The sequence below is a fragment of the Clostridium tertium genome (genome assembly GCF_902652255.1).
In the GTDB taxonomy this organism is placed as follows: Bacteria; Bacillota; Clostridia; order Clostridiales; family Clostridiaceae; genus Clostridium; species Clostridium tertium_A.
This window is the reverse complement of sequence record NZ_CACRTO010000005.1, coordinates 120,206-140,940: the sequence shown is the minus strand read 5'-3', so window position 1 is coordinate 140,940 and position 20,735 is coordinate 120,206. Positions and strand designations below refer to the sequence as shown.

General features: G+C 26.5%; 20 protein-coding genes. 4 read left to right on the top strand and 16 right to left on the bottom strand.

Going from position 1 to position 20,735, the window contains the following annotated elements; translation table 11 throughout:
* Nucleotides 1-62: 62 nt before the first annotated feature.
* Nucleotides 63-506, top strand: coding sequence for a MarR family transcriptional regulator (locus GPX08_RS00645; RefSeq protein WP_156624385.1), 444 nt, complete (start codon nt 63-65; stop codon nt 504-506).
* A 36-nt stretch (nt 507-542) separates the two neighbouring features.
* Here GPX08_RS00645 and GPX08_RS00640 read toward each other — a convergent pair whose 3' ends face one another.
* Nucleotides 543-746 carry a heavy metal transport/detoxification protein gene (locus tag GPX08_RS00640; RefSeq protein WP_156624383.1) on the bottom strand — a complete coding sequence of 68 codons (204 nt, stop codon included), beginning with the start codon at nt 744-746 and terminating at the stop codon, nt 543-545.
* 16 nt (nt 747-762) lie between these two features.
* Nucleotides 763-1,029, bottom strand: coding sequence for a metal-sensing transcriptional repressor (locus GPX08_RS00635; protein WP_156624382.1), 267 nt, complete (start codon nt 1,027-1,029; stop codon nt 763-765).
* A gap of 203 nt (nt 1,030-1,232) precedes the next feature.
* On the opposite strand from GPX08_RS00635, the gene GPX08_RS00630 reads away from it, so the two are divergent.
* Nucleotides 1,233-2,519 carry an NCS2 family permease gene (locus GPX08_RS00630; RefSeq protein ID WP_156624380.1) on the top strand — a complete coding sequence of 429 codons (1,287 nt, stop codon included), beginning with the start codon at nt 1,233-1,235 and terminating at the stop codon, nt 2,517-2,519.
* A 182-nt stretch (nt 2,520-2,701) separates the two neighbouring features.
* Here the strand turns inward: GPX08_RS00630 and GPX08_RS00625 are convergent, their stop codons facing one another.
* The 8 genes from GPX08_RS00625 to GPX08_RS00590 form a co-directional block, all read right to left on the bottom strand.
* Nucleotides 2,702-3,346, bottom strand: coding sequence for an NUDIX domain-containing protein (locus GPX08_RS00625; RefSeq protein ID WP_156624378.1), 645 nt, complete (start codon nt 3,344-3,346; stop codon nt 2,702-2,704).
* A 184-nt stretch (nt 3,347-3,530) separates the two neighbouring features.
* On the bottom strand, nt 3,531-3,755 hold the full coding sequence (locus GPX08_RS00620) for a TIGR04540 family protein (RefSeq protein ID WP_156624376.1): 225 nt from the start codon (nt 3,753-3,755) through the stop codon (nt 3,531-3,533).
* A gap of 72 nt (nt 3,756-3,827) precedes the next feature.
* The gene (locus GPX08_RS00615; RefSeq protein WP_156624374.1) at nt 3,828-5,603 is read right to left on the bottom strand and encodes an ATP-binding cassette domain-containing protein; all 1,776 of its coding nucleotides are present in this window, start codon (nt 5,601-5,603) and stop codon (nt 3,828-3,830) included.
* A gap of 2 nt (nt 5,604-5,605) precedes the next feature.
* Nucleotides 5,606-7,333, bottom strand: a complete 1,728-nt coding sequence (locus GPX08_RS00610; RefSeq protein ID WP_156624372.1) for an ATP-binding cassette domain-containing protein — start codon at nt 7,331-7,333, stop codon at nt 5,606-5,608.
* Nucleotides 7,334-7,494: 161 nt separating this feature from the next.
* Entirely contained in the window at nt 7,495-8,187 is a 693-nt protein-coding gene (locus GPX08_RS00605; protein WP_156624370.1) for a DUF45 domain-containing protein, read from the bottom strand.
* Nucleotides 8,188-8,190: 3 nt separating this feature from the next.
* Entirely contained in the window at nt 8,191-9,342 is a 1,152-nt protein-coding gene (locus GPX08_RS00600) for an MFS transporter (protein WP_156624368.1), read from the bottom strand.
* Between the two features lie 91 nt (nt 9,343-9,433).
* A complete protein-coding gene (locus GPX08_RS00595; protein WP_156624366.1) occupies nt 9,434-9,814 on the bottom strand; it encodes a desulfoferrodoxin in 381 nt (126 codons plus the stop codon).
* Between the two features lie 76 nt (nt 9,815-9,890).
* A complete protein-coding gene (locus tag GPX08_RS00590) occupies nt 9,891-10,298 on the bottom strand; it encodes a hypothetical protein (RefSeq protein ID WP_156624364.1) in 408 nt (135 codons plus the stop codon).
* Nucleotides 10,299-10,439: 141 nt separating this feature from the next.
* Here GPX08_RS00590 and GPX08_RS00585 point away from each other — a divergent pair, with 141 nt between their 5' ends.
* The gene (locus GPX08_RS00585; RefSeq protein ID WP_156624362.1) at nt 10,440-11,306 is read left to right on the top strand and encodes an LD-carboxypeptidase; all 867 of its coding nucleotides are present in this window, start codon (nt 10,440-10,442) and stop codon (nt 11,304-11,306) included.
* A 95-nt stretch (nt 11,307-11,401) separates the two neighbouring features.
* Entirely contained in the window at nt 11,402-11,836 is a 435-nt protein-coding gene (locus tag GPX08_RS00580; RefSeq protein WP_156624360.1) for a hypothetical protein, read from the top strand.
* A 7-nt stretch (nt 11,837-11,843) separates the two neighbouring features.
* Here the strand turns inward: GPX08_RS00580 and GPX08_RS00575 are convergent, their stop codons facing one another.
* The 6 genes from GPX08_RS00575 to metH all read right to left on the bottom strand — a co-directional run bounded on the left by GPX08_RS00575 (nt 11,844) and on the right by metH (nt 20,717).
* Complete coding sequence (locus GPX08_RS00575) at nt 11,844-12,737, bottom strand: EamA family transporter (RefSeq protein WP_156624358.1); 894 nt, start codon at nt 12,735-12,737, stop codon at nt 11,844-11,846.
* Between the two features lie 277 nt (nt 12,738-13,014).
* Nucleotides 13,015-13,206: a DUF1450 domain-containing protein gene (locus GPX08_RS00570; RefSeq protein ID WP_136005220.1), complete on the bottom strand. Its 192-nt coding sequence runs from the start codon at nt 13,204-13,206 to the stop codon at nt 13,015-13,017.
* A gap of 147 nt (nt 13,207-13,353) precedes the next feature.
* Complete coding sequence (locus GPX08_RS00565; RefSeq protein ID WP_156624356.1) at nt 13,354-14,832, bottom strand: PH domain-containing protein; 1,479 nt, start codon at nt 14,830-14,832, stop codon at nt 13,354-13,356.
* Entirely contained in the window at nt 14,813-15,346 is a 534-nt protein-coding gene (locus GPX08_RS00560) for a PH domain-containing protein (RefSeq protein WP_156624354.1), read from the bottom strand. Before GPX08_RS00560 ends, GPX08_RS00565 begins: the two co-directional genes overlap by 20 nt.
* Before the next feature lie 217 nt (nt 15,347-15,563).
* Nucleotides 15,564-16,763, bottom strand: coding sequence for an acetate/propionate family kinase (locus GPX08_RS00555; protein ID WP_156624352.1), 1,200 nt, complete (start codon nt 16,761-16,763; stop codon nt 15,564-15,566).
* 303 nt (nt 16,764-17,066) lie between these two features.
* Nucleotides 17,067-20,717, bottom strand: a complete 3,651-nt coding sequence (gene metH / locus GPX08_RS00550; RefSeq protein ID WP_156624350.1) for a methionine synthase — start codon at nt 20,715-20,717, stop codon at nt 17,067-17,069.
* Between the last annotated feature and the right edge of the window lie 18 nt (nt 20,718-20,735).

Genomic DNA, 20,735 nt, shown 5'->3' with positions numbered 1-20,735 from the left:
TTATAGTTGTATAACTAAAAAAAATAGTTTATAATTAAAATATACTTAATAAGGAGGATAAAATGGATAAAACTAATATGGAAGACTTAACTAACAACTTACTAAATTTAATATTCCACGTTCATGATAAAGTATTCAGTCATAATGAAATGATTAAAAATAGTTTTATACCACCCTCTCATATGAAGCTACTTTTTCATCTTTCGATGAAAAAATCGACTTCTGTTTCAAGTGCTGCGAAATGCTTAGATATATCAAAACCAAATATGACACCTATTATAGATAAATTAATTAGTGAAGGACTAGTTCATAGATATACAGATCCAGAAGACAGAAGAAAATTAAAGATTGAACTTACTGATAAGGCTTATAAATTTTTAGAAGAAAAGAAGATTGAAATGAAAAGTAGCCTTTCAGCTAAAATAGCTTCATTAGAAGAGGATGACTTAATAAAACTTGATTATTATATTACTGAAATGAATAAAATAATATTAAAAATAAAATAGGTAAATGAGTATTTAATACTCATTTACCTATTTTATTTATTTTATTGATATAACATCATATCCTGCTTCATCAATAACTGAAGTTATTTCATTATCATTTGCATCTGTATCTACAATAGCATTTTTATTTTCTAAGCTAACTTCAATAACCTTAGTATCCTTTAGTTCTTCTAGCGCTTCCTTAACATGAGCAACACAATGCCCGCAACTCATACCTTCTATATTAATAGTCTTTTTCATAATATCACCTCCTAATTTATCTACTTATAACCTTATCTAATATTTTCATTATTTCTGTTATTTTTTCATCCCCATCGCCATTTATACAAGCGTCTTTAACACAGTGAGATAAGTGATTTTCTAAAATAATTAAATTTGATTTTTTTAATAAAGATTGAGCTGCAAATATTTGGTTAGAAATATCTATACAATATCTATCTTCCTCAATCATTTTTATTATCCCCTCTATTTGCCCCCTAGCTGTCTTTAAAGATTGCAATGCCTTTTTTCTTTCATCGTTCATTTTTACCTCCCCCACCCTCTAGGGGTGTCTATATATAATTATAATATCATTAATATTATTGTCAATATCTATAAACATATTATACTATTTTAAGATTCTTATATGAATAATATCTTTTCATCTGATAACAATATTAAAGAAATAAAGTATAGTAAAATCTTTTATAATAACTTAATATATATTATAAGAAAGAGGTGAAAAGAATGGATTACTTATTTAAATTAAAAGAACATAATACTAGCTTTAAAACTGAACTTATAGCTGCCTTAACATCTTTCTTTGCAGCAGTATATATAATTATAGTAAACGCAAGTATATTAAGCGATAGTGGAATAAGCGAAGAGCCACTTATAATCGCTACTGTATTAGCTTCTTTTATAGGATGTCTATTAACTGCTTTTATAAGTAATACTCCATTAATAGTTATGCCTGGAATGGGAATTAATGCCCTATTTACTTATACTATAATTTTAACAATGAATTTAACTTTTAATGAAGCTTTAGCAAGTGTAGTAGTTTCAGGAATACTTTTTTTAGTTGTATCTATAACATCTTTATCTAAAACTTTAGATAAAGCTATTCCTAGTTCACTTAAGGAATCTATTACCATTGGTATAGGTCTTTTTATTACTTTTTTAGGGCTTCAAAAAGGTGGCCTTATTATTTCAGATCAAACTACTATGGTAAAAATTGCGGATCTATCAAATCCAAGAATTCTATTCTTTTTATTCATGTTAATATTAACGATAATTCTATTTGCTAAAAATATAAAAGGTAGCTTCTTGATTAGTATTATAATCGGATCTTTAATAGGTATTATTTTTAATTTTGTTGATATAACGAACTTGAATTTCTCATTACCAAACTTTAATACTTATAAGGAAATTTTCTTTAATATAAACTTAGGTGCCTTATTTACTACCAAGTTTTGGATAGCTACATTTTCCTTAACTTTAGTTATAGTATTTGAGAATTTAGGGTTGCTACACGGACAGGTATCTGGCCTACTTAAATCACCTGAAAAGCAAAATAAAGCTTTAACTGCAATAGCTATATCTAATATTGCCTGTGGATTATTAGGTACTAGCCCATCAGTATCTACTGTAGAAGGAACTGCTGGAATAGCAGAAGGTGGAAAAACTGGGTTAACATCATTAATTTGCTCAATTCTTATATTAATATCTTTATTGTTCATTCCATTTATCAATATAATTCCAAATGAAGCAATAGCTCCTATACTAATTATTATTGGTAGTCTTATGATTAAAGGAATAACTAATATTAACTTTGAAGATATTTCGGAAGCAATACCATGTTTTTTAACTATTATCTTAGTGCCTTTTACTTTTAGTATCATAGATGGAATGGCCTTCGGATTTATTTCATATACTTTAATAAAACTATTTACTAATAAAAGAAAAGAACTTTCCTTTGTAATGTATATTATCTCTTTTGTGTTCTTATTATATTTAGTATTAAACTCAATATAAGGGTTCTATAGTCACACAAATATATTCTTTTAAACTAGAGGTAAAATTAATACAATTTAAAATATAAAAACCTCCTATTTAAAAATAGGAGGTTTCTTAACAAACTAAAAAAACTCTCAAAGTATTTTTTATCAACTTATTTTGGTGATTTTGAGCAAATTACTAAGATAAATAGCTCATTGTTAATTACTAACTTTAACTGTATTTGTCATCTCTTTATCTTTTAAATCACTTATAAAATCATATATCATTATGGCGGTTATACCCCAAATATTATATTCTTTATATTTATAAAATAATGATTTATATACACCATTTTTAAACTTATAATTCTTACCACCATTTATTCTTTCATAAGGAAAGTTTTTATTTCTTTTTACTACTATTTCACTATCTATTATTAGCGGTTCATTATTAAAAAAATATTCCAAAGGAACAAAAAATACGTGATCTACTTCATCTTTACTTATTCTTATATTATCAATATTTTTTATATAACCTAAAAATGGGTGTATTAATAAATTATAATGAGTAGTTAAAATATTAAGTGGTGATATTATTTTAAAATCACCTTCATTTAATCCAATTTCTTCACAAGTTTCTCTAATAGCAGTTTCATCTGGTGTTTCACCATCTTCTATTTTTCCACCAGGAAATGATATATCTCCTGGCTGACTCCTCATCTTTTTTGATCTCATCTCGAACAAAACATTTGTTTCACCATCAATATCTGCAAGTAAAATAACTACAGACGATCTCTTCATATGTTTCCAACCATTTATATAAGCTGAATTATTATTATATTTATTCACTATTTCACTTAGCATATCAAACCTCTTTTTTATAGTAAATGAAGCTGTCCTAAGACAGCCCCACTTTGAATCTAATAATTAAAATGTACAAATATTGACGTAATTTATACTAAACTAATAATAACATACTAGCTTAAAAATAATAGCATTAAATCACTTAGAGTACATACTTTATAGCTTAACTTTGATACATCCTAAATTATTTAACTATCTTATCAATAATTTCTACTCGTTCATCCCCTAAATAAGGATATAATTTTAAAGATATATTTCCATCTTTATAAACTCTTTCCCCATTAGCTTCAACAATTTTCTTCACCCTTGTTTCTAGTTCTTCGTAGCTAATTAAAAATTCTAAATAATTATCTACTAAGTCTTTTAAGCAAGTTGCTAGTTCCTTAGGATTTTTATATACTGATCTCATATTTTTCTCCTTATGTTCTAATATAATTACAACATTATTATAATAGGAAATCTGAGTTTTTACCAGTATATTTTATGCTCCTTTATTTAAAAAACTATATTGAGCTTTATATAATTTATAATAATAACCTTTTAGATTTAAAAGTTCTTCATGAGTACCTTCTTCAGTTATTTCTCCGTTATCAATTACTATTATTTTATCACAATCTCTTATAGTTGATAATCTATGGGCAATTACAAAGGATGTTCTATTAGATAATAGTTTTTCAATACCTTTTTGAACTATAATTTCAGTTTGAGTATCAATATTTGAAGTTGCTTCATCTAATATTAATATTCTTGGATTTGCAAGTAAAGCTCTTGCAAATGATAATAGCTGCCTTTGCCCTAAAGAAAGCCTAGTTCCTCTTTCATTTACCATAGTATCATATCCATTTTCTAAGGATATTATAAACTCATGCGCATTAACGGCTTTTGCTGCTTCAATTATCTCTTCATCAGTAGCATCAAGTTTTCCATATCTAATATTTTCTTTAATACTAGCTGAAAATAAGAAGGTATCTTGTAACATTATTCCCATTTGACTTCTTAAGGATGCCAAGTTATAATCAAGCACATTCTTATTATCTATTAATATTTCGCCACTATTCGGATTGTAAAATCTACTAATTAACGAAACTATAGTTGTTTTACCTGCGCCAGTTTCACCTACTAATGCTATTTTTTCTCCTTCTTTAACTTTAAAACTAACATCTTTAAGAACTAAATCTGTATTATTCTCACCATAAGAAAAAGATACATTTTTGAATTCAACCTCACCCTCTATTTCACCAATATCTTCTTTGTTAAAGTCATCTTTAATAAAGGGTTCTACATCTAAGATTTCAAATATTCTATCTGCTGCAGATAAATTTGTAATAAGCGTATTATAGAAATTAGATAAATTCATTATAGGTCTCCAGAACATACCAATGTACAATGAGAAAGCTAATAATGTACCTATTTCCAAAGTTCCACTTCTAATTAAGGTATATCCTACATAGAATACTACGATTGTCCCTATTCCCCAAGATAATTCAACTATCGGCCAGATAAAATCATTTACTCTTACAGCAGCTATAAAGCTTTTCAAATGATCCCATACCAAATCTTTGAATTTATTATTAGTATCATTTTCTTTTGCATAAGATTGAACTACTTTTATACCCGATATATCTTCATGAGTATAGCCATTTAAAATTGATCTTTTGCTTCTATATTCAGACCATTTTTTCCTTGAATTTACTTCTATTATAAACATACCAATGGCTAGTATTGGTAGTAATAATATACAAGCGATTGCTAGTTTAAAGTTTAATATTAGCATAAAAATAATTACTGATATTAAATTTACTACTTCTGGTATTAATGATTGAATACTTTGATCAAAGAGGTTTTTTAAAGAATTTACATCCCCAATAACCCTAGCTAATATTTTCCCTACTGGTCTACTATCAAAAAAACTAAAAGGTAGTTTTTGAACATGAGTATATAGTTCCATTCTTATATTAACTAATATATTATTAGTTATATAACTTACTACCTTCCACTTAATCTTTGAAAATACTAAAGTTAATATATTTATAATTACTAAAAATAATCCTATATATACTAAACCTTTTATATCGTTGTTCTTTATATTATTATCAATTGCTATTTTCATTAAATAAGGATTTAAATTATTAGAAATAGTTATTAGTCCCATAAGTATAATAGATATTATAGCTTCCTTTTTATAATCCTTTAAATAATGAAATAGCCTAAATACAATTTCTTTTTTGCTTCTAATCATTTCCTTCTCTTTAGGCATATTTATATAACCTCCAAATTACTAAAATCCTTAAATTGCTCCTTATATACATTGTAGTAATGATTCTTCATATTTAATAACTCGTCATGTGTACCCTTTTCAACTATTTCACCATTCTTCATAAATACTATTAAATCTGCATTTTTAACTGCCGAAATTCTATGAGCTACTAGAATAGTTGTTTTGCCCTTCTTAATTTTATTAAGATTCTTTAATAATTCATGTTCTGTTTCCATATCTAATGCTGAAGTTGAATCATCTAATATAAGTATTGGTGCATTTCTAATTATTGCTCTTGCAATAGATATTCTTTGTTTTTGTCCACCAGAAAGTCCAACACCTCTTTCACCAATTTCAGTATTAAATCCATTTTCAAATTCTTCAATAAAGTCTAAAGAGCAGGATTTTTCTGCACCTTCTTTTATCTCATCCATAGTAGCGTCAGCCTTTCCAAATTTAAGATTATTTTCTACTGTATCTGAAAATAGAAAAGTATCTTGTTGCACTACTGACATGTTACTTCTTAGAGATTTTAAATTTATTTTTTTAACATCAATTCCATTAATTTTCACATCCCCTGATGTAGAATCATAATATCTCCCGATTAATGATAATAGAGTAGTTTTTCCTGATCCTGTTTGTCCCATTATTGCAACTGTTGAACCTGCTTTAATATTTAAATTAATATTTTTCAAAACATATTCATCATCATATCTAAAACTCACATTTTTAAATTCAATATCTCCAAGTATAGAATTCAGTTCTTTTCCACTTGTAGAATTAACTTTAGTAAATCTTTCAAGAATGTTATTAATCTTCATAGTAGAAGCCTTATTCTTTGAAAGGATGTCCATAAGCCAACCAATTTGTCTCATAGGCCAAATTAGGTTCCATATATATCCTGAGAACGCTACAAGGGTTCCAAGGGTGATTTCACCAATTAATACGAAGTAACCTCCTACTATTATCATTGCTATAAGTGTTATGTTTGTTAAAAACTCAATTTCTGGAAAACTTTTAGAAATAGTCTTAGCTTGTTTAATATTTAACTTATAATAATCCTTATTTAATGAATGAAATCTTTTTATTTCATAATTTTCTCTACTAAAAGCTTTAACTAATCTAACCCCTGAAATATTTTCTTGAGCACGAGTATTAATCTCTGCAATTTTATCACTTATTTCTTCATATCCATCATTCAATTTACTTTCTAATTTATAAGCTAAAAATCCTATTGGTGATAATATAAGTAAGCAAATTAAAGTTAATTTCCAATTTAAATAGAATAATATAACTGTACTAAAAGTAAAATATAGTATATTTTCTACAAACATTCTAAGTCCGAAGGATATAGTTTGCCATATATTCTCGATATCCTCTCCAATTCTTGACATTAACTCTCCAGTATTTGTCTTATCAAAGTAATCAAACTCAAAGCTTTGTATATGAGAAAATAACTCTGTTCTTATATTAAAGTGAACTTTTGCACTTATAAAATCATATAAAAACTCTTTTACATATCCAAAAATAGCTTTTAGCAAAGTTACTACTAAAAAGCCTAGTAATATAGTTGGTATAATTGAATATTCTTTATTTATTATTCCTCTATCAATTATTATTTTTTGTAACATTGGTGTTACTTGGTCAATTAATATAATAAATATCATAGAAATTGTCCCTATTATAAGCAATAACTTTTCCTTTAATAAGTATTTTAAAATCCTCTTCACCGCTCTCCCACCTTCCTAATAATAAAATACCATTTATTGTATATACATTATTATACAATTATATCTGTATATATAAAAGAAACTTTTTAATAAAAAAATGAATTGTATATAATCTAAACTCTTTATATATTACAATATACAATTCATTAACTAATTTTATACTATTTTATTCTTAAAATAGCTAATCCATTTTCCTTAAGCCATCTCTTTGATGTTTTAAAATCAGGTTGTAATTCATTTACTAAATCCCAAAAATAGCTAGAATGGTTCATATGTTTTAAATGACATAATTCATGTACTATAATATAGTCCATTACTTCTTCTGGCATTAATATTAATCTCCAATTTAGTCTTACTTCTCTTTTGCTATTACAGCTTCCCCATCTAGATTTCTGGCTTTTTATTAAAATTCTAGACGGAATCAAATTATTTTTATATGAAAGCATTTTTGTTCTAGCTAAAATAATTTCATTTGCCATTTCTATATACCACTTATAAATCAAATCATTTATATAATTAGACTCTAAGCTTTTAGATCTAATCGTAATAGAATCTACATTTAAAACTATTTTATCAATATTTGCTTCTTCAACTTTTTTTAAAAATTTCTTTCCTCTATAAATAATATAACTTTCATCGTTAAAATTGTTTTTCTCTATCTTATTTAAATTGCTTATTATCCAATTTTCTTTTTTTCTGATTATCTTCTCAATATACTCATCACTTACTCCATAAGGTGAATAAACAATGATTTCTTTATCTCCATTTAGTTTTATGGAAAGATTCTTTTTATTTTTATAGATTATTTTATAATGAATAATTTCATTCCTTAATCTTAAACTTTTTCTTATCATAAATTACTTTAATACCTTTTTATTGCTTGGTAAAAATACTATAAAAATTATAAATGCTAGCAATATTGAGAAGAATACAAATATGTACATTCCAAAATACCCATAACTTCCTTGTATAAAACTATAAATAGTTGGATATACGAAATTAGCTCCTCCAGTACTTAATACAGATAAAATTGAGAAGGACGTTGCTACTAATTCACTACTTATTATTTCTCTTAAATACTTAAATAAGAAACTTAAGTATAATCCATACATAACTCCATGTAACTGATCTCCTAAAACTACTAAAGCTACATTACCAGTTGACAATAGTAACACTTTTATTGCTGCAACGATTAAAGCTAAACTTAAACAAGTTTTACTATTAGCATTAATCAAGTATTTAGATACTATCATAAAGGAAAAGAACTCTACTACAACTCTTAAACTTATTGAGAAACTATATATTTGATTAGCTTTTTCTACATCCTTTATTAAATCTACTAAATATGAAGAGTAAGCAAAATCTAAGCCCATATAGCTACCAATGCCAAGAAAGATAACTATAATTAATAAAATTATAGTTTTATTCTTAAATAACTCTGTAATTTGGGCATTATTTTTTTCTTCCTTTATTTCAATATTATCTTTAAATTTAGTCGTTATTATGAATATCATTGTACAAATAATAACTATAGCAATTATATGAAGCATCCTAAATCCAAATTTACTTAAAATAAAACCTCCTAAAAATACAACCACTGCATATCCAATTGATCCCCATTTTCTTATATCAGAAAATTCAAGTTTGTTTTTTATAGATAATTCCTCTACATATATTTCAAATATTCCAGCAACAGACGCTAACATAGCGCCATAAATTGGAGCATAAAAAATTGCTAAATCCTTGTTAATAAACATTAACCCAACTATTGATATAAGGACTCCTGTTAAGTACGTTATAATAAATTTATTTTTATTCTTTACCTTTGAAAATCTATTAGATAAAATTGGTTGAGCTATTATAGTAAATAAAGCCCCTACTGATACGACTCTTCCTACCTCACTTAAACTAAGACCAATTTCTTGATTTAAATACGGAAAATAAAATGTAGTTAATATACTAAAAACTCCAAAAATCAAGAAGGTAGTCATATTATAATATTTTTTCATTTACTGCCTCCACAAACTATATTTACTATATATTATAATAATTTTTAAAAATATAAAAGGCTATCTTTAAAAGATAGCCTAATTATTCTTATTATTTAGTGCTCCATAATCCATGTAGGTTACAGTATTCTCTAACTCTATCAACTTCTCCATCAACCTTGAATGTAGCAACTGGCTTTACACCTGAAGTTAAGTTTTTTCTTAAAACTTGTCCATCCTTTGTGATTACTTCAACCCATTGAATGAAGTGTTCATCTAACATTGGATGTTCTACTTCTCCAACTTTAACTACTAGCTCACCATCTTTTTCTTCAGCAACTGGAATATGTTTTTCAACAGCTGCATCAACAGTGTTCTCTTCTAATAATGTCATTGGTTGTCCACAACATACTAGTGTACCACCACCAACATTTAAAACCTCAACGATATTTCCACAAACGTCACATTTGTATACTTGTAAATTTTTTACCATAAAAAATCACTCCTTCATAATAATTATTTTCTATATTTATATTCTACTACTATTATCCTGACTTTACAAATAATTCTTATAGTCGTAAAGCTTCTTCTGCTAAATTTCTCACATAATTGTACTCATTTACTTCAAAATACTCAAAATATATATCTATTTTTAATATTTTTATCAAATTATTAAGGTTACTTAATAATATTTCAGTTCTACTATTCACTTCAATGTCCTTACCATTAAAGTAATTTACTATATTCATATTAGATACATAAATATCAATAGTATCAGCATCTTTGTTTTTTAATATCTCTGTTATTCCATGAACTAAACCATATATATGAGCTTCTACGCATGTTCCCTTACCTACATTCTTAGAAAAGGAAACCTCAATCCCCTCATTATTTAATATAACACCACCTATACCTATATTACTTTGAAAGTTTCTAGTATCATTACATTTGCCAGTAACATAAAGACTATACTTCATAAATCCTCCAAACTTATAGTTTTAATATAATGTTATTCCTTTACATGTAATATTATTCTAAAATCAATTAATTAGTATATTTCATTTTCTTAAATTTAAATATATACTTATGTAATAATAAGAAATTATGGGAGGTAACGTATGAATTTATTTAGAAAAAATGATTCCATATCATTAGTTTCATGTTCTAATGGACTCGATATAAGTATGAGGGATAAAATCAATGAATTAAAATATATATTAAAGCAATTGAATTTAAATGTTTTTGAATCAGAAGCTCTATATAAAGATGAAAATAATAAAACATTCAGCGGAGCTATAAGAGGAAAAGAACTAATGAAGTTTTATAATGATAATGAGATAAAGGCAATTTTTGATTTATCAGGTGGTGACCTATGTAATGAAGTTATAAGACATTTAGATTTTTCTCAAATAAAGAAAGCTAATAAACCATTTTTTGGCTATAGCGACTTAACAGTAATTTTAAATGCACTGTATTCTAAAACTAATAATGTAAATTATAACTATCAATTAAGAAACTTAGTTAGAGAAGATAGTATTAACCAAATAAAAAATTTTAATAATACGTTTTTATTAAATAAAGATAATAGCTTATTTGACTTTAATTATGAATGGATTCAAGGTAGTTATATGGATGGGACTGTAGTTGGCGGAAATATTCGTTGTATGCTAAAACTTGCTGGGACTGAATATATGCCTAGTTTTGATAACAAGATTCTCTTTTTAGAAGCTTTAAGTGGTGACGCAAATAAAATTTCAACCTTCATTGAGCAGTATATACAAATAGGAGCATTCAATAATTTAAATGGTCTTATATTAGGTCACTTTACAGAATATGAAAGCGCTAATTCCACTCCATCAATCGAGGATCTTATTTTAAGTAAATTAAGTAATGATAAAATTCCAATTATTAAAACTAATGAGTTAGGTCACTCTGCAAATTCTAAAGCAATAGCCTTGGGTAGTAATATACATTTATTTAGCTAAGATATGCCTTTATTGAAATAATTTTAGTTAACGTATATAATTTAAATTATAATAAACGCCTGTTTATTGTAAACTAATTTGTAGAGGTGACGATTATGTTAAAAGAAGAATTAAAAAAAAGTGAAATAGCTGCTATGAAAGCTAGAGATAAACAAACTGTAAGTGTTTTAAGATTAGTTAATGCTGAAATTAAATCTTATGAAGTTAATGAAAGAAAAGATATTACTGATGAAGGTGTAATAAAGATAATCGAAAAACAAATAAAGCAATTAAAAGAAGCACTTGAATATGCAATAAAGCTTAATGATGAAGCTAAAGTAGAAGAAGGTAACTTTGCAATAAACTTACTTACTCCTTACTTACCTAAGCAATTATCAGAAGAGGAAGTAACTGCTTTAATTAAAGAAATTATTGCTAATGGAAATTACACTGCAGCTGATATGGGTAAGATAATGAAAGAAATTATGCCTAAGGTAGCTGGTAAATTTGATAGATCAAAAATTAATCCAATGGTTAAAAACTTACTATAAAAAATAGCTACCTAAAGGTAGCTATTTTTGTTGTTTCTTTTTTATCTAATTTTTTATTATATAAGAACATATATAAAGAAGCCGAGAAGATTATTATATATCCTATGAAGCTTAGCTTATCAGGTAAAACTCCAAATATTGCAAAGCTAATTATTGCTGAAAAAATTATATTTGAATAGTCAAATATAGAAATTTCTTTAGCTGGTGCATATTTATAGGCTATTGTTATTCCAAATTGTCCTATACTTGCAAAGGCTCCAGCCATTAATAAGTAAAATAACTGTATTGGTTCCATAGGCTTATATACTGCTATCATAAATGGGAATATAGTTATTAGTGAAAATAATGAGAAATAAAATACTATTGTATAATGATTTTCTTTACCTCCAAGAGATCTTAAGCATGTATATGCACCTGCAGCAAAAACTGCTCCAAGTATCCCAATAATAAATGGTATCATTGATAAGTCGAAGCTAGGCTTTATAATAAATAATGCTCCAATGAAAGCAACTATTATTGAAATAAATTGCTTTAAATTAATTTTTTCACCTAAATATAAAGCAGAAAAAATTATAACAAAGAATGGACTAAGCTTATTTAACATATTAGCATCTGATAAAACTAACATATCAATTGCATAAAAGTTTAATACAATCCCTATCGTTCCTAATGTTGATCTTAAAATAAGTAGTTTCTGGTTTTCCTTTTTTCCAAAAAACCTTTCTTTATTTTTAATAATGAAAAATAATGCAATTATACAAGACACCAAATTTCTATAAAATGTTTTCTGAAAGGAAGGCAAATCACCTGATAGCTTAACAAAGGCCGACATAGCTGCAAACCCAAAAGCTGAAAATATTATAAATATAATTCCTTTTACTCTATCACTTAAATTATTCATATAATCACTCCTTACTATACTATATTATATTATTTACAAATGAAAAAGCATATAAAATAAATCTACTATCAACAATATTAATATCACCTCATATACTCTAATACAATTAGCCTATATTAATTGGAATCCTTAATATTTTTAATACTAAAAGAAAAAAACTCCATTAGGAGTTTTATAAATAAAATAATTCTTAATTAATTTGAAGAAATCGCATCATTAATTTAGCATTTTTATTCTTAATTTATATTGGGCTCTCCTAAGAGAGCCCAATATAATCCTATTCTTCAATTTGACTTATAAACTCTTCTTCTGTTTCAGTTTCAATATACTTACCATTAGCATAACCAATTACAAGTCCATCTCTACCTCCACATTCACCAATACATCCAACTTCAACGTTATCTGCACCAAACTTTAATTCTAATTTTTCTATATCTATTCCTGAACAAACTGGACAAACTGATATCATATCTAATCTCCTTTAAAATCTTTTTTCTGAGTTAATTATATAAATTACACTATCCAAATACAACTCTTAATAATTTGAATTATCTTTAATTATCTATGAATATCTTTAATTATCTACTTGTAATTATCGCTTTCATAATATTTAGTTTTATAAAATTAAATTTTCATCAATATGATTTATCAAAATCTTTTCCATATTGCTTAATATAACTATATTTCCTATCTTATTACTATAAATATCTAGCTTAAAATCACAAACAGATTTTCTTCTTTGAAATGGATTTTCCTTTATCTCTACTGATTGTAAATACTCTTGTTTTATCAATGTGGTGATTTTTTGAAGACTTCCGTTACTACATCTTAGTAAATCTTTATTGATACCTAAAGATGTGTTCCTATAATTTATATATCCTAATATAATATTAAATATAATCAAGAAAGTAAAAATAACTATCTTCAAGATTAAAAGAGTTTTTGGTATAATAAAATGTAAAGGTAATATTAGAAATAGTATTAATATTAATGACCTTTTTATGATAAATTTACTCAAAACATTTTTTGGCGAACAATTTATATTATCTTCGAAATTAAAATCAGGTAATATTTCCTTTAATGTTGTGTTAATAAATACTTTATTAGCAACTGGATAAAGTATAGCTTGCTCATTTTTTTCATCACCATACCCTATAGTTACTATCTCTATTTGAAATATTTTAAATATCTGTTGAAGTAAATTTTGCTTATATCTAACTGCATATATCTTATTTCGAGGTATTGAGTATTCTTTTATTGTTAATAATCCATATTTAATCTTAATATCATTTTCATCATCAATTAATGTAAAATTATATAACCTGATTAATTCAAATATTATAAATAGAAAACTTATAAAAATATATAAAATTATAAATATTATTATTCCAATGCCTACAATTTTAGCCATACCTAAAGCATATATTTCGTCTATATTAACACTTTCAATAATTGTATCAGTTATAGTTATATTTAGAGTATCTTCTATATTAAAAACAAGATCACTTATAATAAAGAATCCTCCAATGGCCCATAAAAGTTTAGATTTGCTTAATGAATATAAGAATATTTCTTTAAAGGTTATTGTTTCCTTAAATTTAGATTTATTGACATCTTCCTTTTTATCCTTATCTCTTAAGTCCTTCTTATCTATTAAATCGTTAATAACGCTCCTTATCTTATAGGCCTCTTCCTTCACTAATTTGATTTTTATTTCCTCTCCTAATTCTTTTACAGCTCCAGTATCTATTTTCAAGGTACATACATTAAAAATTCTATCTACTATGTTTAAATTTATATCTATAGTATTTATTTTATCAAATGGAATTTCTATTTGTTTTTTATTTATTATTCCAGTAAAGTATTTTAATTCACTATCATCATAATAATACTTAATATTAATATATTTTAAAATTGATTTAATAATTGAAAAAAGTGCTATTGCTATTAGTACATATACTCCACTAGTTTTTAAATTTAAGATAGCTAAGATTATAAAGAAGTATGCCGATTTAATTGACATAATTATTTCTTCAAATATGAAGCTTTTATGATTTCTTTTATTATTTGTCATCCTAATGATTCTCCAATTCATTTTCTAACACAATATTTTCTGTAGAATCTTCTTCGTTATCTATTTTTAACTTTACTGTATTTTTTAAATATTCACTAATTTCTTCAGCCCTTTCAGCTTGAATATTAGGTATTTTATGTTGACCACCTGCTGTAAAAATAGTAATATCATAAAGCTTTAAAAATTTATTTATAGGTCCTTGATTTAATTGAATATGTTGAATTCTTACTATTGGAATAATTACTCTTCTTACAAAATAAATTCCTTCAGTAAATTCAATTTTATCTTCAGTAATTTTGTATTTCCATTGTTTATATTCAAATATTGGATTTATAAAAGAAGTAAGTAAAGATATGAGTATTATAATAATCATAATTGTTGTTATAATTAAATTAATTTCAGCATAGTTATCTATTATCTTGAATAAAAAAATTCTAATTACTATTAAAATTATAGTTAAAATAACAGTGCCAAATATTCTAGATATTACCCAAGACTTAATTGCTTTTTCATTTAATTTTTCATATTCATTCATACTATTTCCCCCAAATATAATAAAATTTCTATTTTATTATAACATTAATGTTATTTACATTTAAAGAAAATTATGTAAATGATTTAATAAAAATAATTGTATTGTATGTCAAATTAAAAACAAAAAAGCTCTTAAGAGAGCTTTTTTAGTAATTTATCTTTGATTATTTATTATAAATTAAGGGATTGTCATAAACAACCCCTTAAAATATCTTATATTATATATTTTTTACTAACTTTACTGTATCTCTTGCTATCATTAATTCTTCGTTTGTAGGAATTTCGAAAACCTTAACTTTAGAACCTTCTGTTGATATTTCTTGTATCTTTCCTCTTACAGAGTTCTTTTCATCATCAATGTTAAATCCTAAGAACTCAAGTCCTCTTAAGGATTCTCTTCTCGTAACTATAGAATTTTCTCCTATTCCAGCTGTAAATACTATTACATCTACTCCCCCCATTATTCCAGCATAAGCTGCAATTTGAGCTCTTACTTTATAATGGAAAATATCTAAAGCTAGTTTAGCTCTTTCGTTTCCCTTTTCAGATTCAGATAAAACATCTCTAAAATCTGATGATACTCCTGATATTCCAAGAATTCCTGATTTTTTATTTAATAAGTTATCAATATCTGACATTGTATAACCTTGTTCTTCAACTAAAAAACTTATAACTGATGGGTCGATGCTTCCTGATCTTGTTCCCATCATTACTCCAGCAAGTGGAGTGAATCCCATGGAAGTATCAATTGATTTTCCGCCTTTAACAGCTGCTAGAGAACAACCATTCCCTAAGTGGCAAGTTACAATCTTTAAATCCTTTATATCTTTCCCTATAACTTCTGCAACTTTTTGTGATACATACATATGAGAAGTTCCATGGAAACCATACTTTCTTATACCGTACTTTTCATATAATTCATATGGTAGTGGACAAATATATGCTTCCTTAGGCATAGTTTGGTGGAAAGCTGTATCAAATACTGCTACCATTGGTGTATTTGGCATTAATTCTTTACATGCTTCAATCCCAATTATATTTGGTGGATTATGTAAAGGCGCTAAAGATATACAATCTCTAATTGATTCTATTACTTCATCATCAATTATTACTGAATGAGAGTATTTTTCTCCACCATGAACAACTCTATGTCCAACCGCACTTATTTCATCCATTGACTTAATTACACCATGCTCTTTATTAACTAAAGCTTCTAATACAAGCTTAATAGCAGTTTTATGATTAGGCATTTCTTCTTCAATTACGTATTTATCTTTTCCATCCACTTTTTGAATTAAAATAGATCCCTCTATTCCTATTCTCTCAACTAATCCTTGAACTAATGAATTCTCTGTATCCATATCAATTAATTGATACTTTAAGGAAGAGCTTCCACAGTTAATCACTAATGTTTTCATCTAAATTCTCCTTTTTACACTATATATCTATATATTATATAATACACTAAAAATCTATATATTCAAATTGATAGATTATTCGATATTTGAACAAATACCTTCTTTACTACTAAATTTTGCATTTTCCTATATCATTTCTTCATTTTTTGTAAAATTTTATTTTTTACTCTTTATTAGTTATGCATTTCTATTTTTCTTTATATATTATATAAAAAAGCAGAAATATACATTATTTTCAATTAATATAAGTCTAGGAAATTTGAATATTTTAAGATCCAGTAGACTTATATTATTGAAACTTTATTATAGTAATATATGAGGCATTCTATACTTTAAATCTTCAATTTTTGAGTTATTTCTTGAAGCATAGTCTTCTAATTGATTATTGTCAACCTTATAAACATCAAAATATTTAGCTTTATCGTTAGCAAAGTATAATCCACAGACTGATGAAGGGGGATCCATCATATAGCTTTCTGTAACTATAGCTCCAGTGGTATTTTCTCCATCTAATACCTTAAATATTTTTGTTATTTCTTTTTGATCTTTTATAGATGGATATCCCACTGCTGGTCTTATTCCTCTATATCTACCAATCAGAAGATCATCATATGATAAGTCTTCATCTTTTGCATAACCCCAATAATCTCTTCTAATATCTAAATGAAGTTTTTCTGCAAATCCTTCAGCTAATCTATCGCATACAAAGGTTAAAAGCATTGAATTGTAGTCATCACCAGCATCTTTAAACTCTTTTATATACTCTTTAGCATCCATTCCACTTGTTACTATGAAGGCACCTATATAATCTTCTTTTTCACTTTCAGCAGGAGCAATAAAATCACTTAATGATAAGTAAACATCATCTTTACTCTTCTTTTGCTGCCTAAAGAAGTTAAATGTTTCAATTTCATTATCATCATCGTCAAATATCTTAATATCATCCCCAAAAGAATTTGCTTTAAATAATCCAAAGACTCCTTTTAATTTAACTCTTTCATTAACTTCTAATTCATCTAGCATCTTATTTGCGTCAGCAAATAATCTCTTAGCTTCTTCGCCATACTTTTCATCTTCTAATACTTGAGGATATTTCATCTTCATTCCCCAAGCTGCAAAGAAGAAACTCCAATCTATATAAGGTCTAATTTCTTTAATAGTATAGTTATTTACATCTTTTACTCCTAAGAAGTTAGGTTTTTCAATAGTAGTGTTCTTCCAATTTATATTAAATTTATTTTTTCTTGCTTCATCAATGGAAACAAACTCTTGCTTAATCTTACTGTAGTTTTCTCTTTGTTTCTTATACTCTTCTTTAGTATTTTTCACAAACTCTTCCTTATTCTTCGACATAAGAGCTTTACAAATTTCAACTGTTCTTGAAGCATCAAAGCCATATATAACAGGACCATTATAGTTAGGATCTATCTTAAGTGCCGTATGAACTTTAGATGTAGTAGCTCCTCCAATTATTAATGGGACTTTAAAACCTTGCTTTTCCATTTCACTTGCAACATTTATCATTTCATTTAATGAAGGTGTAATTAATCCACTTAAACCAATAATGTCTACCTCTTCTTCTATAGCCTTACTTAGTATTTCTTCACAAGGCACCATAACACCTAAATCTATAACATCAAAATTATTACAAGATAGCACTACTCCAACTATATTCTTACCTATATCATGTACATCACCTTTTACAGTTGCAACTAATATCTTACCATCCTTCTTATAGGTACCTTGATTTTGTGAATCTATATATGGAGTTAAAAAAGCAACTCCTTTTTTCATAACTCTTGCAGACTTAACTACTTGTGGTAAGAACATCTTTCCATCACCAAAAAGTGCACCAACCTTCTTCATACCATCCATTAAAGGGCCTTCAATAATATCTAATGCTTTATCATATAACCCTAAAGCTTCGTTTAAATCTTCTTCTATATAATCACTTATTCCTTTAACTAATGAATACTTAAGTCTTTCATTGCAGTCAAGTTCTCTCCATTTATTTTTGTTTTCATCTTCTTTTTTTCCATCATATTTATATCTATCAGCTGCTTCTAATAACCTTTCTCCAGCATCAATACTTCTATTGAATATTACATCTTCAACAAGCTTCAATAAGTCATTAGGAATTTCATCATAAATTTGTATCATTCCTGGATTTACAATCCCCATATCCATGCCATTTTTTATAGCATAATATAAAAATGCTGAGTGCATAGCTTCTCTTATTTTATTACTACCTCTAAAGGAGAATGATAAATTACTTACTCCACCAGACACCTTAGCATATGGAAGGTTTTCCTTAATCCATTTAGTTGCATTTAAGAAATCAACAGCATAATTATTATGCTCCTCAATACCAGTTGCAATTGCTAAAATATTCGGGTCAAAAATTATATCTTCAGGTGGAAATTTAACCTTATCAACTAAAATATCATAAGCTCTTTTACATATTTTAATTTTTTTCTCATAATTATCAGCTTGACCGGTTTCATCAAATGCCATTACTACCACAGCTGCCCCAAAATCTTTAATTATATTTGCTTTTTCTATAAAGTCTTCTTCTCCATTTTTTAGAGATATAGAGTTAACTATATGTTTTCCTTGGATTACTTTTAATCCTCTTTCAATTACTTCAAATCTAGAAGAATCAATCATTATAGGTTTTGCTGAGATATCTGGATCAGAAGCTAGTAATTTTAAAAAATGTTCCATTTCAATTTCACTATCTAATAATCCATCATCAACATTTATATCAATAATTTGAGCTCCATTTTCAACTTGTTCCTTAGCAATAACTAAAGCTTCTTCATACTTTTTCTCTCTAATTAGTCTTGCAAACTTTGCTGAACCTGATACATTAGTTCTTTCACCTATATTAACAAAATTTGTTTCTTCATTTGCCCTAGTAACTTCTAAACCACAATAAACACTTTCTATTTTTCTATCTTTAATTACTCTAGGTGAATAATTTTTTACTAATTCAGCAATTTTATAAATATGTTCATAAGATGTACCACAACACCCACCAACTAAATTCAAATATCCTTCTTTAAGCATTACATCAACATATTTAGCTGTAATATCTGGAGATTCATCATACAATCCTAACTCATTAGGCAGTCCTGCATTTGGATATACTGATACAAATAAATCTTGAGTATCTGATAACTCCTTAATAAATGGAATTAAATCTTTTCCTCCAAACGAACAATTTAGTCCTATTGATATAACATTATCAGCTCTCATTGATGAAGCAAAAGCTTCTAAGGTTTGCCCGGATAATACTCTACCCGATTTATCTGTTATTGTTCCAGATATCATTATTGGTAGAAATTCATTTCTTTCTCTATATACTTCATTAGCTGCAATTATTGAAGCTCTGGCATTTAATGAATCAAATATAGTTTCAACTAAAACAATATCTATCCCACCATCCATTAAGGCACCAATCTGCTCTTTATATGCTTCTTTTAATTCATCAAAAGTAACACTTCTAAAGGCTGGATCTTCCACATCAGGAGAAAGTGAAGCCATCTTATTAGTTGGCCCTATTGAACCTGCTACGTATCTCTTCCTCCCATCTTTTTCATAATAGTCATTACAAGCTTTCTTTGCTAACAGTGCACTTTCGTAATTCATTCTATATACTAGATTTTCTAACCCAAAATCACTTTGAGATATTTTGTTAGAATTTAGTGTATTTGTTTCTATAATATCTGCCCCAGCTTCTAAAAAACCTCTATGAATTACATCAATAATTTCAGGTTTAGTTACACTTAATAAATCATTATTTCCTTTTTGATCTACATGAAAGTCCTTTAGTAATTCTCCTCTAAAATCTTCTTCTTTCAAAAGATAATTTTGAATATTAGTTCCCATAGCTCCATCAATTACTAATATCCTCTTTTTTAGTTCTTTTACTATTTCAAAGTCTGAATTCATTATTATGCCCCCTTTTAT